The sequence below is a fragment of the Mucilaginibacter sp. UYNi724 genome, from assembly GCF_054057495.1.
On record NZ_JBSRZI010000023.1, the window covers coordinates 1 to 18,988 of the forward strand.

Consider the following 18,988-nt stretch of genomic DNA (forward strand, 5'->3'; position numbering starts at 1 on the left):
CAACAAAAAAGCTCAAACATCTTTGGTGAATGTTTGAGCTTTTTTATCAATGTTTGTGTAATCAAAAACAGTCAACCTATTTCAGGACTACTCATAATGTTAGTTGATCGATTATTGACCGCCTTGGTACCCGGCATCTGGCTTGGCTTGCTGCACTACCTGCTCTACTTTTTCGGTAGCGTAGGCTTTTGCTTTATCAAACCATTCCGGCGCATCCTCGGTAATATCATCAAGGATAGAGCGGCCGTTAGGGCCTTTTTTAGTGACGTAATTTATTCCGTATCCAATGGCGGCACCTACCGCTATAAATTTTAATAAGCCCATGATATTTATAATTTAAGTAAATGTATGTTTTAAGATTTAATTACAAGTATGATGCCAAAGGCGGGGTGTTGTTACATCCGGGTAGCTATATTTAATAGTTGATAAACGTGGTGGCATCATTTTGTCAGTAGTTGAATTTTCTGAAGTGTTTAATTATTAGGGCCTTACAAATATCCTTGCGTGGTCACGGCCGTGAACGTGAACATTTTGACCGATTTTAGTTCAAAAAAACCGTAGGTTAAGGTGTTGCAACTTCTTTTTTATGGTTACCCAAAACCAAAACCACATCTGTAAAGTTGTACGATGATAAATTACACTGAATGGAAAATTTTACAATGATGCAGTTTTTTGAATGGTATTACCCCGGCGACGGCAGCCTGTGGGAGCATTTAAAGAATGAATCGGGGCGATTAAAAAGTATAGGGATAGATGCCGTATGGTTACCGCCGGCGCAAAAAGGCGCCGCGGGTGGCTACTCGGTAGGCTATGATGTTTACGATATTTATGACCTGGGCGAGTTTGACCAAAAAGGATCGGAACGTACCAAATACGGTACAAAACAACAATTACTTGATGCAGTAAATGCTGCAAAAGAAGCCGGTTTAAATGTTTATGTTGACGTAGTGCTAAACCACATGGGCGGCGCAGATGAAGCCGAAAAGTTTACCGTGCGTAAGGTAAACCCCGATAACCGTAACGAGTTTATAAGCGAGCCGTACGAGATAGAAGCATATACTAAATTTACTTTCCCGGGCAGGCAGGGGCAGCACTCTCAATTTGTGTGGGACTGGCAATGCTTTAGCGGTGTAGATAACGATAGCGCAACAGGCGAGAACGCAATCTTCAGCATTCAAAACCAATACGGCGAGGCTTGGGAAGATGTAGTAGGCACCGAGAACGGTAACTTTGATTATTTAATGCTTGATGATATTGATACCCGCAACCCCGCCGTGCGCGACGAGCTTAAACGTTGGGGTAAATGGTACTATGACACGGTTGGCTTTAACGGTATGCGCCTGGATGCCATTAAACATATCTCGTTCGATTTTTATAACGACTGGCTGGACTATATGCGCAACGAAACCGGCCAGGAACTGTTCACGGTTGGCGAGTATTGGAGTTATGACGTAAGCCTTTTACAAGAGTATCTCGAAGCTACGGCTGGCCGCATGGCACTTTTTGATGCGCCCTTGCATAATAACTTACACGAGGCATCGGTACAGGGCAAGGAATATGACCTGACCACTATCTTTAATAATTCGCTTGTAGCGGCCAATCCGGATAAGGCTGTAACACTTGTAGAAAACCACGATACCCAACCCTTGCAATCGTTAACTCAACCTGTGGATTTTTGGTTTAAACCAATAGGCTACGCGCTTATTTTACTGCGTGAAAGTGGTTACCCATGCGTTTTTTACCCCGACCTGTACGGATCTACTTATACGGATAAGGGCGAAGACGGTAACGACCATGAGATAATCCTTGCCCCGGTTGCCGAGTTGGAGAGCTTGCTTCACATCCGCAAGCATATTGCCTACGGCCGGCAGCGCGATTATTTTGACCATCCTAACTGCATAGGCTGGACCCGTGAAGGCGATGACGAGCACGAAAACTCGGGTTGCGCTATAGTGATCTCAAACGGCGAAGAAAGTAACAAAAAAATGGAGGTAGGCCAGCGACACGCAGGCAAAACCTTTGTAGATTACCTGGGTAAGCACGATGCAGAAATTACCATTGGTGATGATGGCTGGGCAGAATTTTTCGTCTGCCCGGGCTCTGTATCGGTATGGGCAGTAAAAAATTGATTGCTTAGTAAAATAGCTTATTTTTAGGCCGCAATACCGTTAGGTATCGCGGCTTTTTTGCAGCTACAGCGACCACTCTAAAGCTGCAAGCGTATTTGGCAACAGTAAAAACGTAAGCCTTGAAGAAGGCATTGCAAAAATGGCGGCATGGGTAAAAGTAGTTGGCTCACGCGCCAGCGCCGAGTCTGAAAACATAGAGATAGAAGAGAACTTACCACAAGGCTGGAGCAAGAAAGAAAAGGCTGTTTAATTCGTAAAAAAGATTATCGGTTTTTCGGGAAACATTTATATTTTTGTGGCAAATAAATAAGCAAATGCAAAATTCAACAGAGAACGCAAATTCAGTAAGTCACTATACATTTTTAGTTATTACAGTAATGATCGGTTTAGTAGGGGTATATTTACGTTTTGCAGAATTTCCACACGCTACATTAGTATCTAACATCATATTATTGTTCGCTTCCATTATTTGCCTTAGAGCAGTTTTCGGTATTTTGAAATAAGTACGTACTAAAAATATAAAAAAAGCGCTACCGAACCGGTAGCGCTTTTTTTGTGGGCTAAGTTTTTATTGTGAGACTTTGATCGCAAGCTTACAGCGCAAACGGCCTTGTGTTTTGTCGTATTCATACCTTATCAGTATATAGGGATTTGTCGATATTTGTGATAAACAAAAGCTATTTATTAAGCATCGATATGAGAAAGTTAAAATTACAGATACAAATGAGCATCGACGGTTTTGTAGCCGGGCCTAATGGCGAGTTAGACTGGCAATTTTTACCGGGTGCCACGCCAGATCCGGATAGTTTTAAGGCTGTGATAGATATTGCCGAAAGCAGCGACGTTATTTTACTGGGCCGCAAAATGACCCGCGAGTTTATTGATTATTGGGAAAATGTAGTAGACAATCAGCCCGACAGCCCAATGCATTCCTTCGCCCAAACCATGGTAAATACGCGTAAGATAGTTTTTAGCCATACAGAAAATAACATCAGAGGCAGGAATTTGGAAACAGAAAACGGCGACCTGGCTACGGCAGTTAATGCGCTAAAACAACAGCAAGGTAAAGATCTATTGGTTTATGGCGGTGCCGATTTCGTAACTTCATTGGTGGACTTGAACCTTATTGATGAATATTACATCATCCGTAACCCGGTGGCGATTGGCGCCGGCCTCTCGGTTTTTAAAGAACGCAAAATTTTGAACCTGGAAAGTTCGACGGCTTACAAAAGCGGGAAGACTTTAAATAAGTATCTGCCTCAATAAGCAAATATTATTCATTTATTCCCCGGTGTTTTTAGGCCGGTATTTAGATTCGTTCAGGATCTTTTGAGCATCCCTATCTATCATTAGCTGCTGCAGGGTAACGTTGGGATGCTTATCCATATACTGTTTCACAATTTGCCAGCCTGTCCAAACACCAAGCTTTGGTGCCGATTCATTTTTTTCGCCAAGGCCGGGGGTGAAGGGCGCCTCGTTAAGGTATTTTTGGATCTTCTGGAAATCGGTTTCATACAACAGGTTCTCCTCCAGGAAAAATCCCCAGATGTTGCCTTTAAAGTCCTCGCACCATTTTAACTGTTTCGCGGTATAACCTATCTTGGTAGAATCGGCCAGATCCGGCATGGTCTGATCCATAAAGTACAGGATCTTGCCATTATATACCATTTTTGAAAGTAGTGATTGGTCGCGGTCGTCCTCGGGGAACATTTCCTCGCGTGCCGTGATCTCTACAACCCTTGGCGTAACGTTATCCGGCGTAAACCTGCGCGAAAGGTAGTGTGGGAAGCTTTCTACCAAAGCCGGATAAAATTTAGAATCGGCACCCAAAAAAAGATCCAACCCGACACCCAGGTAACCATCGCCTATAGTTGTTTGCGCTTGAAAACCTGAAAAGTATGCGTAAACTTTTGGTAGCTTTTTTTGCGGGTAATAATATTTTACCCTCCGGAAGGCATCCGTTAGTTCTGCATCCTGCTTATCGGTATTGGGGTAGGCGGCATCAACATCATGTTTCAGATCGGCGTATGCCTTACCGGCAAATACATCGCGCAAGTTTTTGTAATAGTTTGTATCGGCGGTACTACCTATCTTTAAAACGCGTTCAATAAAATCCTGGTAAAACATCCCGTATTTGCTTTGCAGGGCAGTTACCTGCAAGGCAAGGGGTTTTGTACGCAACAGGTCAAAATCCTTATCGAAGCGTTCAATTTTAACATCAACAGGTATATTGCTTACATCGATCTTTTTGTTGCGCTTACAAGCTGTAAAAGCCAGGCACAATAAAAAACTTGTGTAAATAAGCATTGTTTTACATGAATTAGACATCATAATAGCGTTTTAGCAAAAATAATTTTTTTATTTGCATTAGGGAGGATCGGAGAGTAGTTAAGTAGCGATTAGTGAATGGCTCAATTCATTATAAGCTTAACAACCATTCACCGATGAACTGCTCACCATTCACCAATTATTATGAAGATAGCATTAGCACAGCTTAATTACCACGTAGGCAACTTCGAATCTAACACAAATAAGATCATTGCCGGCATCCGCGAAGCAAAGCAAAACGGCGCCGATCTGGTGGTTTTTGCCGAATTATGTGTTTGCGGCTACCCCGCGCGTGATTTTTTGGAGTTTAACGAATTTATAAGCCTGTGCGATGATGCCGCCAAAAAAATTGCTACAGAATGTATCGGCATCGCCTGTATCATCGGCTTGCCCACCCCTAATAATAATCCCGAGGGTAAAGACCTGAATAACTCGGCATACTTTATAGAGAACGCCGAGGTGAAGGCTGTGGTTAACAAAGCATTGCTACCTAATTACGATATTTTTGATGAGTACCGCTACTTTGAACCATCTACCCAGTTTAGCTGTATAGATTTTAAGGGCAAGCGCATAGCGCTTACCATTTGCGAGGACCTGTGGAACACCATTGAGAACCCGCTTTACGTTACCCGCCCAATGGATATACTGATCCAGGAAAAGCCGGATGTGATGATCAATATTGCGGCATCGCCTTTTGCTTATAACCACGATGAAGAGCGTATTTCCATACTAAGCGACAATGCGCGCAGGTACAACCTGCCGTTATTCTACGTTAACCACGTTGGGGCCCAAACCGAACTGATATTTGACGGCGGCTCTTTAGTTTTTGATAACAAGGGTGAGGTAGCCGATGAGTTGCCTTATTTTACCGAGAGCATTGCTTATTATACCTTGCATGATGATGCAAGCATCACTTTTGAACATCAAACCACCCAAAAAGCGAAGCGTCCAAACGATATTGAGCAAATTCACCAGGGCCTTATTTTAGGCATCCGGGATTACTTTTATAAATCAGGCTTTAAGCAGGCTATATTGGGCTTATCAGGCGGGATAGATTCTGCCGTGGTATGTGCCCTGGCTGCCGAAGCTTTGGGTGCCGAGAATGTAATGGCTGTATTGCTACCATCCAAATTCTCCAGCGACCACTCGTTGAAAGACGCGGAAGACTTGGTTGCCAACCTGGGTTGTAAATCAGAGACCATCGCTATCGAGAAGATAACAGACGCGTTCGAAAGTTCGTTGCACCCGCAGTTTAATAACCTGCCATTTAACATTGCAGAAGAGAATATCCAATCGCGCAGTAGGGCGGTGGTGTTGATGGCCATGTGCAATAAGTTTGGCTATATTTTGCTCAATACATCCAACAAAAGCGAGGCTGCCGTGGGTTATGGTACGCTTTATGGCGACATGTGCGGTGGTATATCTGTTATTGGCGATGTATTTAAAACACAGGTTTTCCAGCTGGCCCGCCACATAAACCGCGACCGCGAGATAATCCCTGAAAATACCATTGTTAAACCACCATCTGCAGAGTTAAGGCCGGATCAAAAAGACACCGACTCGCTGCCCGAGTACGATATACTTGATGCCATATTAGAACAATATGTGGAACACCGCAGGTCATCTGTCGAGATCATCAAACAGGGGTTTGAAGATGCAGTAGTGCATAAAGTGCTGCGGCTGGTGAACCTGGCCGAACACAAACGCTACCAAACCCCGCCAATACTCCGCGTATCGCCAAAGGCATTTGGGATGGGCAGGCGTATGCCGATAGTTGGTAAATATCTTACATAATATATTTTCTGTTACAGCGTATTATGATTGCAAATTGCAGATGAGTATTTTTACCTGCAGGTAAGAAACGCAAAGCATCGTCGGTCACCGTAAAAATAATTTTATTTAGGGTAAAACCGATTAAACCTTTGCGTGCTTATTAGTCTAATACACATAAATTACTGGTAAGGCTATGAAAAAATATATCTATTTAACGCTGACGGTGGCTTTCGTATCGCTGCTATCGGCTTGCAGCAGTTATAATTACTATACTGCGGCCCAAAACAAAACCAACTTATCATCTTACAAAACATTTGCCTGGGCTGCAACGCAACAAAACCCAAACAAGCAATGGCGCCCGCTCGACGAAATTGGCCGCGGTAAGATCCAGGAGGCAACAAGGCAGGCGCTGGTAGGTAAAGGCCTGTCGCTCCAAGATCAAAACCCGGATCTGTTAGTGCGTTACTTAACGGTTACCGGCCGTGGAAGCAAAACTGAATTTTACTCGCCGTACTACGGCGGTTTTTATGGTGGTGGCTTTGGCTTCGGTTATGGTGGCTTCTATCGCCCTTGGGGATTTGGTTACGGCGGCTGGGGTGGGCCTTGGGGTTACGGCGGCTGGGGCGGCGGTTACTCGCAAAAGGTACACTATAAAGAAGGTACCATCATCATCGACCTGATAGACAGCAAGACACAGCAGGTGGTATGGCGCGGTTACGGCGTTGGCGAATTGCAAAACCCTAAACAAACCATGCGGGATATCCCTAAGGTGGTTGAAGGTATTATAAAACAACTAGAATTAGCGCCACCAATGCGCAAATCATAATCCGTGTACCAAGACCATAAAAAAGGGGGATGCAAGCTGCATCCCCCTTTTTTATGGTTAATGTTGTTCACGTTCACGGTTTGAACAGCGTTTGTTTTTCGTGAACATGTTGATAATCAGGTTGTTAATTTTTGTGTGGTACTGACAAAGTACTGTCAGTACTTTGTGTGAGTATTTTTGTTTATCTGAAATACGGGCTGCCAAGCGCACGATTTCGTTTAATTATTAGGGATTAAACAATAGCTGCGGGGCCGCCAAACAAGTTCAAAATTACTTCACAGCGCGCAGAAAAGGCTTACGTTATGTGCTACAAATTCGTCTCAAAACGACCTTTAAACGGTTAAAGCCTTTTGCTTTTGGTACATTTTGTAAGCGCCAAACATCATAAAGGCAAATACTAATACATATACCCATGTATCTAAAGGGCATACATCGTCTTCATCTAAGCCGCCGCAGGGGTTAGTAATTTGGGCGTATGATGCGGTATGTATAATTAGAAGCGTAAGTAACGCTAAAATCTTTTTCATCTGTTGCACTTATCTTTTGAGATTACAATTTTACGAATTTTCCGGTACCTATCACTTTTTTGGTGCTGTTGTTTATCACCTGTACAAAATAAGTACCCGGGTAAAGGTTGCCTACATTGTCTTGCCAGCTTGCTTTTGCCGATTTTGTGGTTCTGACAATTATACCGCTTCCGTTGCTTATTTTAATGGTATAGGTAGCCTCCTGCTTTTGTTCAGGGTCTGTAATTGCTACGTTAACCATATTAATAACCGGGTTAGGGTATATGTTAAATAACCTATCGGTAAGGCCATTTGTATTGGCGTACATCAGCGTAACTATTTCAGAGTAACTGATGGCGCCGTTGATGTCGTCTTGTTTTAAACGATATTGGGTTGTGCCTTTCGGCGGGTTTTTATCAATTAAAGTGTACGTGCCCTTACCTGTGGAAAGCAAGCCTCCTATCACTTCAAACGTTTTGCCGCCGTCAGTACTGCGCTCAACTGTAAAGTTGGTGTAGTTGGCCTCATTCTCTACTGTCCACGCCAGTTTATTACCCCCGGTTACTTTAATGCCGTTAAAGTCAAGCAACCTTAGGGCAAGCTCGGCATTCTGGCGGACAACAATTTTAAACCTTTCTTTACCAAAACTCTCGGGCGTCCCTTTTAGAATGTTAAAGTTATACGTGTTATGCGCACGCAGATCAAGCGAATCTTTCTTAAAGTTATCCATCAGCCAAACCTGGTAAATAGATGGCAGGCCATTAAGGTCTTGCAGCTTTAGGCTGTATAAACCATCGGTTGTAGCATCAACCAAAACAGGTATTACCTGCGGTTGTAGTTTTGGTAATGGTAACCTGTTGATACTTAATGGCACATCATCTGAAGAATAGGCCGTTAAACTAACCTGGGCGCCATTGCCACCAAGGTCTATGGCATCTTCATTAAGCACATATTTTGTATCGGTATTGTTGTTTAATACTATGGAGAAAGCATCGGTATTTACATCATCCTTTACAAGTTTTATCCTCATCGAAGCTTCCGACTGGTCGCCGGATGGTGGTAAAGAGGTGCTCATAAGCGTTATAACGTTTGCCGCAGCTGCCTGTGTAGTAGTTTTGGCCGATTCGCGGAAGGTTAAAGTTTGGCCTGACGCGTTAGCTATTACAAAGAAACCCTGCCCGCTTGATATCATATTACTAACCACACCATCGCTTGAAAATGTTGCACCAGTGTTAATGGTTGATGTTGTATCGGCCACCGAACCTACCGTAGCTTTTGGAATATAAGATGCGTATTGTTTACTGGTTGAATTGAACTGGTAAATGGTAGTCGAAATAGGCGTGCCTGCAGGTGTAGTACCACCATAGATGGATGAGTTTACACCATTGCGGTTAAATTTCTCCCAGTTTATGGTTGCCGCGTAAGGGTTACCAACCAGGTTATATCCCCTTATGTTATTAGGGGCAACGTTATTTGCGATGGTTGTTGAATACAAAAGTACATTACTGCCGCTTGCCCACGGCCTTACTACAACCGTACCCCGGTTTAATGTACCTGTTTGTGTAAAGGTAACGTTTTCAGGATAATCATAAGGAGATGTGGTTTTTGTGCCGGTTTGTGCTGCGGTGTTTAATGTGTTATTGCCCCTAAAAAAGAACAAGAAGCCATTACCAACCGGCAAATAGGTTTGCGAGTCGTTTGTATTTGTTAACGTATTTACCGCGTTGATACCATAGTTGTACACCGGCGAGTTATTTAATTGCGTAATGCCTTTAAAATTGCCCGAGGCAAAGGTTGTGTTACCCGGTACAAGATCTTCCCTGAACAAGTAGACACTGGCATTTGCCGTGGCGCTTGTACCTGCTGTAAAGCCGTTTGTAGCACCGTTTACACCGGTAACTATTGAGGATGCTTTAAGAAAATTAAGGTCGTAAACGTTATTGCCCGCTACGGTAGCCGCATAAACCGGAGACGACATTAAACGGTAACCCCTTCGTGCCAAACTGGTAGGGCTGCCGGATACATAACGTTCTGCACTAACCAGGCCGGTTAGGGTTGATGCGGTTGGTACAGCAGCAACATAAGCAGTAGCGGTAGCGTCGGACTTTAGTGTAAGCGTTGTAGTAGGAGCTATCGTAAGATTGCCTTTTGTAAAGTTAAGCGAGGTGTAAATATCTATCGGGCCGCCGCTTACAGTAACTGTGCCGCTAACCGAGTTATTGATGGTCATGTTGCCAAGTTTAGCTGTATTTGCTGTAGCCGAACCCGTGTAGGTTTGCGATGCAACAGCTCCCGTCCATGATAACCCCGATGCACCGTTTGTACTGGTAATTTGACCGCCGTTGCTGTTGTAAATATTACACCCGATGCTTAAATTAAAACCATTAAGATCTAAGGTTGCGGTATTTCCTGAAAGCGTAAGACCGGATATAATAGCATTAGCCCTTAATTTAGGATAGATATTTGAAGTGGTATTAGGGATAGTAAGTGTTACAGTACCATCAAGTGGAGGTGCAAGCACAGCTACCGACGGTATGCTGCCTGACGATGAAGTCCAGTTGGCGGCAGTGGCAGGATCGGTAGTGGTAGCTGTGGTTTTCCACGCGAAAGGTATACCACCGCCTATTGCAGATACTGCGGCTGCAGACGTAGCTGTAATTGCCGTATTGGTTGTTGTGTAGGTTAAGTAGTTATTTTGATTGTTATATTCGGCCTTTATCCAGTCTGCCGGTTTCGCAACATTAGATACCCTTATCTCATCCATTGTACCCTTAAAGAAGTTGGCGGATGCAAAGTCTGATCCTATATAAATAGGGCCACCCGTGCCTGCAGCCACGCCGGTAGTGGCGCCTCTGTCAGATACACCATCAAAATAAGTAATAAAGTTTGTGCCGTTATATACACCTTGTACATAATGCCATTGGCCGGTTGTAACTATAGTACCACCCGCTTCGCCCCTGTTTAAAGCGGCAGCCCCAGAATATGAGCGTGTTTCCACTTCAGTTTTAACATTGGTAGTAGTTGAGCCATAGTATCCAAGTTTATAACCGCCGCTTGCGTAGCTGCTTTCATTTGTTACTATTTTTTGATCGGAACTGGTTGCAAAATCTGTAACAAATGCCCAGCCGGATAGCGTAAAATTGCCGGTGGCATCTGCAGCAGTTGCAGATATGATTTTGGTGCTTGTACCATTAAAAGCATACGCCGAAGATATTTTACCACTTGTTGTGCTTGTAGCATTTGTTGCCGTGGCCGACCGCTGGTTGGTTGTTGCATCCAATACCGTACCGCTACCCTCGTTAAAATGGTAAACCGCCAGGTAATCGCTGCTCCAGGTACCGTAAGCAAAACTGGCATCATGCGCAGGCGCAGTAGATCCAAAATAGAATGAAAGCTGTGTAGCTGCCGACGTTACGGAGGGCACTTGTACCCATGCCGTTAAAATTCCGTTGGTTGCATCAAAGCTTTCTACCTGGTAAAAAAGCTCGTCTGTACCGCCATTGGTGGTAAATGCAAAATCGTAACCGTTGGTAGCAGATAAACCCGTTGGGAATTGAACATTGTTTGCGCAATTAATCCCGGATTTTAGGGCATCTTCTTTTATATACACAAGCATCGGGAAATTGGCGAGTGTTGCTGTATTACCAAGTGCGGCTACTGTAATAGGCTGACTAAAGACATAATTACCGGATGCAACTGTTTTTGTAACCGCTATGGTTTGCGTGGTAGATACGCTACAGCCATTGGTGTTTGTTGCCGTAAGTGTCACTTTTTTAAGCCCGGCCGTAGCCCAAGTTACACTAATAGCGGTACCTGTACCGGTAGCAGGCGTACCGCCATCTGTTGTCCATGCATAGGTAACGCCGGCAACAGGGGTTGTACTAAAAGCCGCGGCTGTGGCGGTTGCTACAGTAGTTGGCCCTGTAATGGTTGCTGCAGGCAGCGCGTTTAATGTTGGGGTATAATTTGCTGTAGATGAACAGCCACCCGGGCCGTTTGTTACAGTAAGCGTATAGGTGCCCGCTATCGCGGCGGCAAATGTAGTGCTGTTGCTTGTTCCTGCTAAAACAGCACCGTTAGGGTCTGTCCAGCTGTAAGTGGCGCCTGTAATTATTGGAGAATAAAGGGTTAAAGGGCTGCCAACACAAATGGGGCCATATGCACCTATTTGATAATTATCGTTAGATGTTGTAACAGTTGCTACCGATAACTCTGTACTGTATACAGCTACATCATCAATGCTACCTGCAAAAAAAGCGCTGGTAGGTATAGATGGCCAACCTGTTAACGTATTGCCGCCGATGCTCCAGTAACCGGTATAGGTTTCTGCGGCTGTGTAAGTAGCATTTGCCGCCTGTAAAACGTTATCTACGTATAATTTTATACCGTTGGTTGGCGAAAAGGTACCTACCACATGGTGCCAGTTACCATCGTTATAAGAGCCCGCTGTATTAACCGTGTTGGTAGCGCCGTTATACACGCCAAAATAAAGTTGGCCTGCATTATTCATGTAGATCTGCCTGTCGCGCTGGCCGCCGCCTGCTTGCTGCGATGAAAACCCGATGAGCTTACCGCCCGATGGCGTATTTGTGTTAAACCAAAGGCTTAACGAGAAAGTTTGAGGGTTAACAAAAGGTGTTGTACTGGTGATATATTGTGTTGAGCCGTTAGCACTATATGCGCCGGGTGTTGCCGTATACCTGTTTGCTGTAAATGCCGGCGTATTTTGGCCCACGCCATTATTTTGGTTGCCAGATACGTCATTGGTATTACCATCTAACGGATAAGAAAGAACGGCGGCGGCTATTGGAGACGATACTATAGGATTAATGGTTACTATTTTAGCTGTGCTTCTGCCGCTGGTTACGCCGCCTGAGGTATAATCTACATAGTAGCTACCGCTGGTAATAGGGGCGAATGTAGTTCCGGTAGCTAATACAGCGTTGCCGGTGGCTGTGCCATACCAGTTATAAACACCGCCTGTGGGCTGGCCACCTGCAGCGGTAAGTGTTACCGAACCGGCGCCGCATCCCGCGCTACTGCCGCTTATTGTGGGGGTTGCAGTAGCAATATTAACGGCAAAGCTGGCGGGGCTTGAAGTTTGGCCAAGGCCCGTAGCGGTAGAGGTAACGCCTATAGTGTATGCACCTGCAGGTACCGTCGCAGAAGCTAATGTTACAACGCCTGTTGTTGAATTAATAGCAAAGTAGGAGCTTGGATTAGTCGTAAGCGCGTAAGTTATAGCCGTTGTGCCGTACACCTGGAATTCAAATAATGAGTAACCGGCCGCTATGGCACGTTGCGTACCATACATCCTGATATACCTGCCCGTGCCGGACAGGCCGGTTAAGTCATCTATATTTCCATCCCCGTTGGTGGTACTATATAGGGTAGTATAGGTGCCGGCGCCGAAACCGTTTGTGGCGGAGATATCTATCGAGTAGGCTTTACCATACGCTGCTTCCCAGTATAATGTAACCTGGCTAACTGTGTAAGTGTTACCAAGGTCAATGATGATGGATTGAGGATCTGAAAACGCGCTTGACCAGCGCGCGCCGGTGATGGCACCATCTACCGCGGCCGAACCAGGGTAGGTGGCTCCTGCTTCTAAAGACGATACGGTTACAGGCGCGTTAAGCGCGATATTGCCGTTTATGGTAGAAAAAGCGGTAACCCCGGTAGTTGTACCTATGGCTGAATATGAATTGGCTGTATTTGCAGCAGGGTTATTATCAATAGGCGTGCTTAAACTGTTTGCCACAGATATGTTAATGGTGGTACTGTTGGTACCGTTAGGGTTTGTGGCCGTAACAATATAGTTTGCAGCGGCTGTAACTACTGTTGGGGTACCGCTTATTACGCCGGTAACGTTATTAAGGCTTAACCCGGTTGGTAAAGGGGTGTTTACCGTATAGCCACTGGTAGGTGCAAGTTTTCTGATCTGGTTACTATACCTGTCAGCTATATATAAATTGCCTGTTCCATCTGCCTGAATACCCCATGGCCCGTTAAAAGTAGCAGTGGCCCCGGTGCCATTGCCCGCCCCGGCAGTACCTGTGCCCGCTATAGTGGTAACTACAGTGCCGGGCATCGTTATCATTCTTATTTTGTTGTTGCTTACATCCCCTACATAAATGTTGCCGTTTGCAATGGAAATACCTGATGGCCGATTGAATGTGGCTGCTGTACCTATACCATCGGCAGAGCCTGCTACACCGCTGCCGGCATAGGTGCTTACTATACCACCCGCGGTTATCTTTCTGATCAGGTTGTTCCCCTGGTCGGCTACAAATATAAAGCCGTTACCATCATCAGTTATGCCGACAGGGTTAAAAAACGTAGCGGCTGTTCCCGTGGCATTATTAGCACCTTGCGTACCGCTGCCCGCAAAAGTAGTTACCGTACCCGTAGCCGAGATTTGTAAAATAGTATGAGTGGTATAACTGCTGGCGAATAACGTGCCTGTTACCGAGTTGTATAAAATGCCCGCCGGCGCGGTAACAGTTGCAAAAGTAGTTACTACACCCGCAGGGGTTATTTTCCTGATACTATTATTGCTATAGTCGGCCACATATAAATTGCCCGATGGGACAATGGTAATATCAAAAGGTGCGTTGAAAGTAGCGCCTGTGCCCGTACCGTCGGCCGCTCCTGCCGCACCGCTGCCTGCAAAAGTAGTTACCACGCCCGCCGTGGTTATTTTTCTGATCTTGTTGTTATTTGGATCCGCTATATAAAGGTTTCCGGAGGCGTCCCGTGCAATTCCTACAGGGTTGTTGAAACTTGCAAGTGGGCCTGTATTGTCAGCGCTACCTGCCCCCACCTGGCCTGCAAAGGTAGTTACTGTATAAGCCGGGTTTGTGGTGACCGCGCCGCCGCTGTTGCTTGGGGTTATGGTAACACCAGTGCCTACTGTTAAATTTTGAGGAGTAGTATAAGTAACAGCAGGGGCCTGCGCAAACAATTGCGTACCAGCAAGTAACAGTACTGCCGTAGTGATGAGGTTATGTAAACGTGTTTTCAAATTACAGGGGTATTATGGCGCGGAATACAATTTTAAGGATTGTATTAGGTGCCCTTACAACTGTCATTTATACGAACGAATTACATGAAAGGTTGGTTTTATTAATTAACCAAAAACTAATTTAATTAAAGTTAACAAAAGTATGTTAATTAATTAAAAGTTGTTGAAATGTTTTTATAAGAAAGCCAAGGGCGGCTTTTTTGACCTATAACGAAACGCTTTTTTGTTTTTGGTTCATTTTATAAGCGCCGTAAATTACGGCAGCAACAACCAAAACGTAAACCCAGGTATCTAAAGGGCATACATCGTCATCATCGGTACCACCACATGGGTTGGTTATTTGTGCAAAAGAAATGGTACTTATTGTCAGTAGCAAAAACAGGGCGAATATCTTTTTTATCATTATCACTTATCTTATAGCAACGCTTATTACAATTTTATAAATTTACCATTACCTATAACGGCCTTGGTTATGTTATTAACTACCTGTACAAAATAGGTGCCCGGTAAAAGGTTACCCACATTTGCCTGCCAGGTTGCCTGCGTTGATACCGCGTTTTTAATTAACGACCCGCTACCGTCAGATATTTTGATGTTATAAGTGGTTGCCGTAGTTGCAGGGTTTATAATGCTCACGTTTACCGTATTGCTAACCGGGTTAGGATACACGTTAAACGTTTTAATAGTTATGCCTTCAACATCAGCATACATCATGTCAACAACTTTAGAGTACGTAATTGTACCGTTAATATCATCCTGCTTAAGGCGGTATTGATTTAGGCCTTTTACTGGTTTAGCGTCTGTAATATTATATTTTCCATCACCGGTGGCGTGTAGCCCGCCTACAATTTCAAATGTATTGCCATTATCGATACTGCGTTCAACCGAATAGTTGGTGTAGTTGCCTTCATTCTCCGCTACCCAGTTAAGCTTAACACCGGCGGTTACTTTAGTGCCCGTAAAATCCAGCAGTTTTAAAGCGAGCTCGGGGTTTTGGCGTATAACTAAGGTAAAACGTGCCTTACCAAAAGTTTCGGCAATAGCTCTGTCAATGTTGAAATTGTAGGTGTCATGCGCGCGCATATCAAGCGAATCTTTTTTATAGCTATCCATCAACCAAACCTGGTAAATAGATGGCAAGCCGCTTAATGCTTCTATTTTTAAGGAAAATAAACCGTTTGTATTAGCATCTACTGAAACAGGTACTATCTCCGGGTTCAATTTAGGTAATGGTAACCTGTTTATACTTAAGCCTATGTCATCTGCCGAGTAGGCAGATATGCTTACCTGTGCACCATTACCGCCAAGGTCTACAGCATCCTCTGTGTTCTTATAATTCGCGTCGTTAGTGCTGTTTAATACCAGTGCAACTGCATCCGTATTAATATTATCCTTTATTAATTTTAAGCGCATAAAGCCGTTTATCCCTCCGTTGCCAGATCGTGGCAGCGATGTGCCCATTAGCGTTACAACACTTGCCGCGGGTGCCTGTGAAGTAACTTTAGCCGACTCGCGGAAAGTTAACGTTTGACCGGGCGCGTTTGCAATGACAAAAAATCCCTGCCCGCTTGAGATCAAATTGCTGACAACCCCGTCGCTCGAAACAGCGCCTGTAGGTATAACAGTATTTAAAGTGGTATCAGCAGCAGTTACGGTAGCTTTTGGCTGATAAGAGGCGTATTGTTTGGTTGTTGAATTGAATTGCCAAATGGTGGTATTAATAGGTACAGTACCGGCAGCGTTTCCACCGTAAATAGACGAATTTATACCATTACGATTAAATTTTTCCCAGTTAATGGTTGCCGCATAGGGGTTGCCTACCAGGTTATAACCTCTTACGTCACTGTGTGGGACGTTATTTGCGATTCCTGTTGAATATAGGAGCGCAGTGCCGCCGATTGACCAGGGCCTTACTACTATAGTACCACGATTAAGCGTTCCTGATTGTGTAAATGTTACATCTTCAGGATAGTCATAGGGCGAGGTGGTTTTAGTGCCGGTTTGTGCTGTAGTGTTTAATGTGCTGTTACCCCTAAAAAAGAACATGAACCCATTGCCTACCGGCAAATAGGTAGAAGCATCGTTGGTGTTTGTTAAAGTGCTTAATGCATTAATGCCAAAATTGTATGCGGGAGTTTTATTTAACTGTGTTATCCCTTTAAAATTACCTGCTGCGAACGAACTGTTATTTGGCACCAGATCTTCTCTGAAAAGATAAATACTGGCATTTGCTGTTGTGCTTGTGCCTGTAGTAAAGCCATTGCCCGACCCGCCTATACCGGTAACTATCGAAGAGTTTTTAAGATAATTTAGATCATATACATTAGCGCCCGACACTGTAGCAGCGTACACAGGTGACGACATTAAGCGATACCCCCTTCGCGCAAGGCTTGTTGGGCTTCCTGATAAAAAGCGTTCTACTTTTACTGTACCTGTTACAGATGCCGCCGTAGGCATAGATGCTACTGTTGCTGCCCCATCCTCATCAGATCTCAATGTTAAAACACCCCCGGCAGCTAACGACCCGGCGCTCACGGTTAGCAGGCCGGTTGACGAAACACCAAACCCACCACTACCCGACATGGTTTTTGTTCCATTGCCCTGAAATGTGACTTTATTAAATGTTGTGCCACTTGTTGTAACATCAGATAATGACTGTGCGGTTCCGGAACTAAAAAACACTGTACCTGTGCCTGCAGTAAATGTGGATGCCGCACTATTTGTATAAGTAGTGCCGGTTATTATAAGGTCCTCTCCGTTACAGATATAAGCGCCACCCTGGTTTTGAAATATATTTGTAACGGTAACTACACCCGGGCCTGCACCGCCGCTAATCGTCCCGGCGTTATTTTGTATAACAGTTGTTGTTAAATTCCCTGCACCCAATTGAAATGCACCGGCATTGTTTTGTAATGAATTTGCCAATGTAATATCACCCGAGCCCTGGGTTACGTTCGCCGTGTTGGTCCAACTGTTACCAACTGTAATATCCGGGTTATTGGTGTTTAGATCCACTGCGCCGCCACTGCTTACAAAGCTATTTCCAATTGTTAATGTGCCACCGCCCGATATTTTGCTGCTTGCACCACTTAAGGTAAGGTTATCATAGTTAAATGCATTTAAACCTATACCGGTGGTAGTAGATGTATAAATTGTTTGGGTACCAGAAGGTTTATTATATATAGTATAGCCATTGCCCGTGCCATTATCAGTAAAATCTACATAAAAGCCTGTAGGTATAGGTGTTGCAATTGCATTGGCATTTAATAACTCTAAAGTGGTTGCAGAAGTACCGGGGTCTGTTTTAAATATTCCTATACCTTGGTAGGCCGCGTTGTTTAAACCGCCGAAGGTTGGGCTGTTTAATGCGCTGAACGAAACCTGGCCCGTTAAAGTAACTTTATTTGCATCTAAAGTAAAGGCTGGATAGTTTATACCATTACCTCCGTTTCCCTGCGAAATTAAAAGAATATTACCTAAAATATTAAATTGATTGATCTGGCTGCTAATGTTTACAAGGTTGTTGGCTGCAGCAGATGGTTGCGTTGTTGAACCTATATTAAAGTTACCTGCACAAGTGATAGTGCCAGTGCCCGCAACTATCGATGTAATACTGACGTTTGTTCCGGAAATTTGGTTAATGTCACCGTTTACGGTTAAGGTTTGAGAGCCATTTACAGTAAGTATTTTATCGGGCGTACCCGTTAAACTGCTTTTTAGTGTGCCGAAGGTAACTGACCCGACTTGAGTTGTTGCTGTAACTACAGGTTGTTTGGTGAAAGCAACTACGCCGATCCTTGCCAGGTCGGTTGTGCCTGGTACAGTAGCCGGCGACCAATTAGCACTGTTATTCCAGTTATTATTAGCTGTACCCGATGCACCTATCCAATCTATTTGAGCCGAGAAATTATATGTTTGCGAATTGGTATTGTTAACCGTTATTCCACCGCTGTAAGTATTTTGTGTAATCCCCGGCGACCCGCTGGTAGGTAAATAAAATTGGTAGCCGGTTGGTTGTGGCGTATTATTAATGGAATTATAATTTAAGATAAGATAAAAATAGTATGTAGTGCCGTTAGTGCCACCTGTGAAAGCGGGCCAACTTGTAACGGAGAAAGCGTTGTTCCCCGGGCCGCCATTAACGCTAACTGAATAGGAATTTAAAATCGTGCCCGCATTTTGAGCCAATGTAGGATCAGCGCTTGCTACACGTGCTATGGAAGCGGGGTTACCTACAAAACCATTCAAACCTTGCGTTACACCTATATTTAAAACACCGCCAGAAAAACTTCCGCCTGCGGGTACGCGCATACTAAACCCGTATACAACACTACTTCCTGCACCTTTAGTATATGTAGAAGAATTACCAGGAAGGGAGGTAAAAACAACTTGTCCTACAGTT

10 protein-coding genes are annotated in these 18,988 nt (G+C 44.4%); 4 read left to right on the forward strand and 6 right to left on the reverse strand.

Annotated features, from left to right (window positions below):
* Nucleotides 1–111: 111 nt before the first annotated feature.
* Entirely contained in the window at nucleotides 112–324 is a 213-nt protein-coding gene (locus ACVW0P_RS21265) for a YtxH domain-containing protein (protein WP_354428502.1), read from the reverse strand.
* A gap of 320 nt (nucleotides 325–644) precedes the next feature.
* Between ACVW0P_RS21265 and ACVW0P_RS21270 the strand changes: the two genes are divergently transcribed.
* Together ACVW0P_RS21270 and ACVW0P_RS21275 are read left to right on the forward strand one after the other, a co-directional pair.
* A complete protein-coding gene (locus ACVW0P_RS21270) occupies nucleotides 645–2,129 on the forward strand; it encodes an alpha-amylase (protein ID WP_457133844.1) in 1,485 nt (494 codons plus the stop codon).
* Nucleotides 2,130–2,825: 696 nt separating this feature from the next.
* Nucleotides 2,826–3,395 carry a dihydrofolate reductase family protein gene (locus ACVW0P_RS21275; protein WP_457133845.1) on the forward strand — a complete coding sequence of 190 codons (570 nt, stop codon included), beginning with the start codon at nucleotides 2,826–2,828 and terminating at the stop codon, nucleotides 3,393–3,395.
* Nucleotides 3,396–3,410: 15 nt separating this feature from the next.
* Here the strand turns inward: ACVW0P_RS21275 and gldB are convergent, their stop codons facing one another.
* On the reverse strand, nucleotides 3,411–4,436 hold the full coding sequence (gene gldB, locus ACVW0P_RS21280) for a gliding motility lipoprotein GldB (RefSeq protein ID WP_457133846.1): 1,026 nt from the start codon (nucleotides 4,434–4,436) through the stop codon (nucleotides 3,411–3,413).
* Between the two features lie 165 nt (nucleotides 4,437–4,601).
* On the opposite strand from gldB, the gene ACVW0P_RS21285 reads away from it, so the two are divergent.
* Both ACVW0P_RS21285 and ACVW0P_RS21290 read left to right on the forward strand, forming a co-directional pair.
* Nucleotides 4,602–6,251, forward strand: coding sequence for an NAD+ synthase (locus ACVW0P_RS21285; RefSeq protein WP_457133847.1), 1,650 nt, complete (start codon nucleotides 4,602–4,604; stop codon nucleotides 6,249–6,251).
* A 172-nt stretch (nucleotides 6,252–6,423) separates the two neighbouring features.
* Nucleotides 6,424–7,056: a DUF4136 domain-containing protein gene (locus tag ACVW0P_RS21290; protein ID WP_457133848.1), complete on the forward strand. Its 633-nt coding sequence runs from the start codon at nucleotides 6,424–6,426 to the stop codon at nucleotides 7,054–7,056.
* A gap of 332 nt (nucleotides 7,057–7,388) precedes the next feature.
* On the opposite strand, the gene ACVW0P_RS21295 is transcribed toward ACVW0P_RS21290, so the two are convergent.
* The 4 genes from ACVW0P_RS21295 to ACVW0P_RS21310 form a co-directional block, all read right to left on the reverse strand.
* A complete protein-coding gene (locus tag ACVW0P_RS21295) occupies nucleotides 7,389–7,583 on the reverse strand; it encodes a hypothetical protein (protein WP_457133849.1) in 195 nt (64 codons plus the stop codon).
* Between the two features lie 22 nt (nucleotides 7,584–7,605).
* Nucleotides 7,606–14,586 carry a DUF2341 domain-containing protein gene (locus ACVW0P_RS21300; RefSeq protein ID WP_457133850.1) on the reverse strand — a complete coding sequence of 2,327 codons (6,981 nt, stop codon included), beginning with the start codon at nucleotides 14,584–14,586 and terminating at the stop codon, nucleotides 7,606–7,608.
* 205 nt (nucleotides 14,587–14,791) lie between these two features.
* Nucleotides 14,792–14,989 carry a hypothetical protein gene (locus ACVW0P_RS21305; RefSeq protein ID WP_354428513.1) on the reverse strand — a complete coding sequence of 66 codons (198 nt, stop codon included), beginning with the start codon at nucleotides 14,987–14,989 and terminating at the stop codon, nucleotides 14,792–14,794.
* Between the two features lie 26 nt (nucleotides 14,990–15,015).
* Complete coding sequence (locus ACVW0P_RS21310; protein ID WP_457133851.1) at nucleotides 15,016–18,897, reverse strand: T9SS type A sorting domain-containing protein; 3,882 nt, start codon at nucleotides 18,895–18,897, stop codon at nucleotides 15,016–15,018.
* Nucleotides 18,898–18,988: the final 91 nt, after the last annotated feature.

Excerpts from the sequence above, each read along its gene's own strand:
- ACVW0P_RS21285 (WP_457133847.1), top strand. The coding sequence starts at position 4,602 with ATGAAGATAGCATTAGCACAGCTTAATTACCACGTAGGCAACTTCGAA.
- ACVW0P_RS21290 (WP_457133848.1), top strand. The coding sequence starts at position 6,424 with ATGAAAAAATATATCTATTTAACGCTGACGGTGGCTTTCGTATCGCTG.
- ACVW0P_RS21305 (WP_354428513.1), bottom strand. The coding sequence starts at position 14,989 with ATGATAAAAAAGATATTCGCCCTGTTTTTGCTACTGACAATAAGTACC.
- ACVW0P_RS21310 (WP_457133851.1), bottom strand. The coding sequence starts at position 18,897 with ATGCGCGTACCCGCAGGCGGAAGTTTTTCTGGCGGTGTTTTAAATATA.
- gldB (WP_457133846.1), bottom strand. The coding sequence starts at position 4,436 with ATGCTTATTTACACAAGTTTTTTATTGTGCCTGGCTTTTACAGCTTGT.
- ACVW0P_RS21295 (WP_457133849.1), bottom strand. The coding sequence starts at position 7,583 with ATGAAAAAGATTTTAGCGTTACTTACGCTTCTAATTATACATACCGCA.
- ACVW0P_RS21270 (WP_457133844.1), top strand. The coding sequence starts at position 645 with ATGGAAAATTTTACAATGATGCAGTTTTTTGAATGGTATTACCCCGGC.
- ACVW0P_RS21275 (WP_457133845.1), top strand. The coding sequence starts at position 2,826 with ATGAGAAAGTTAAAATTACAGATACAAATGAGCATCGACGGTTTTGTA.
- ACVW0P_RS21265 (WP_354428502.1), bottom strand. The coding sequence starts at position 324 with ATGGGCTTATTAAAATTTATAGCGGTAGGTGCCGCCATTGGATACGGA.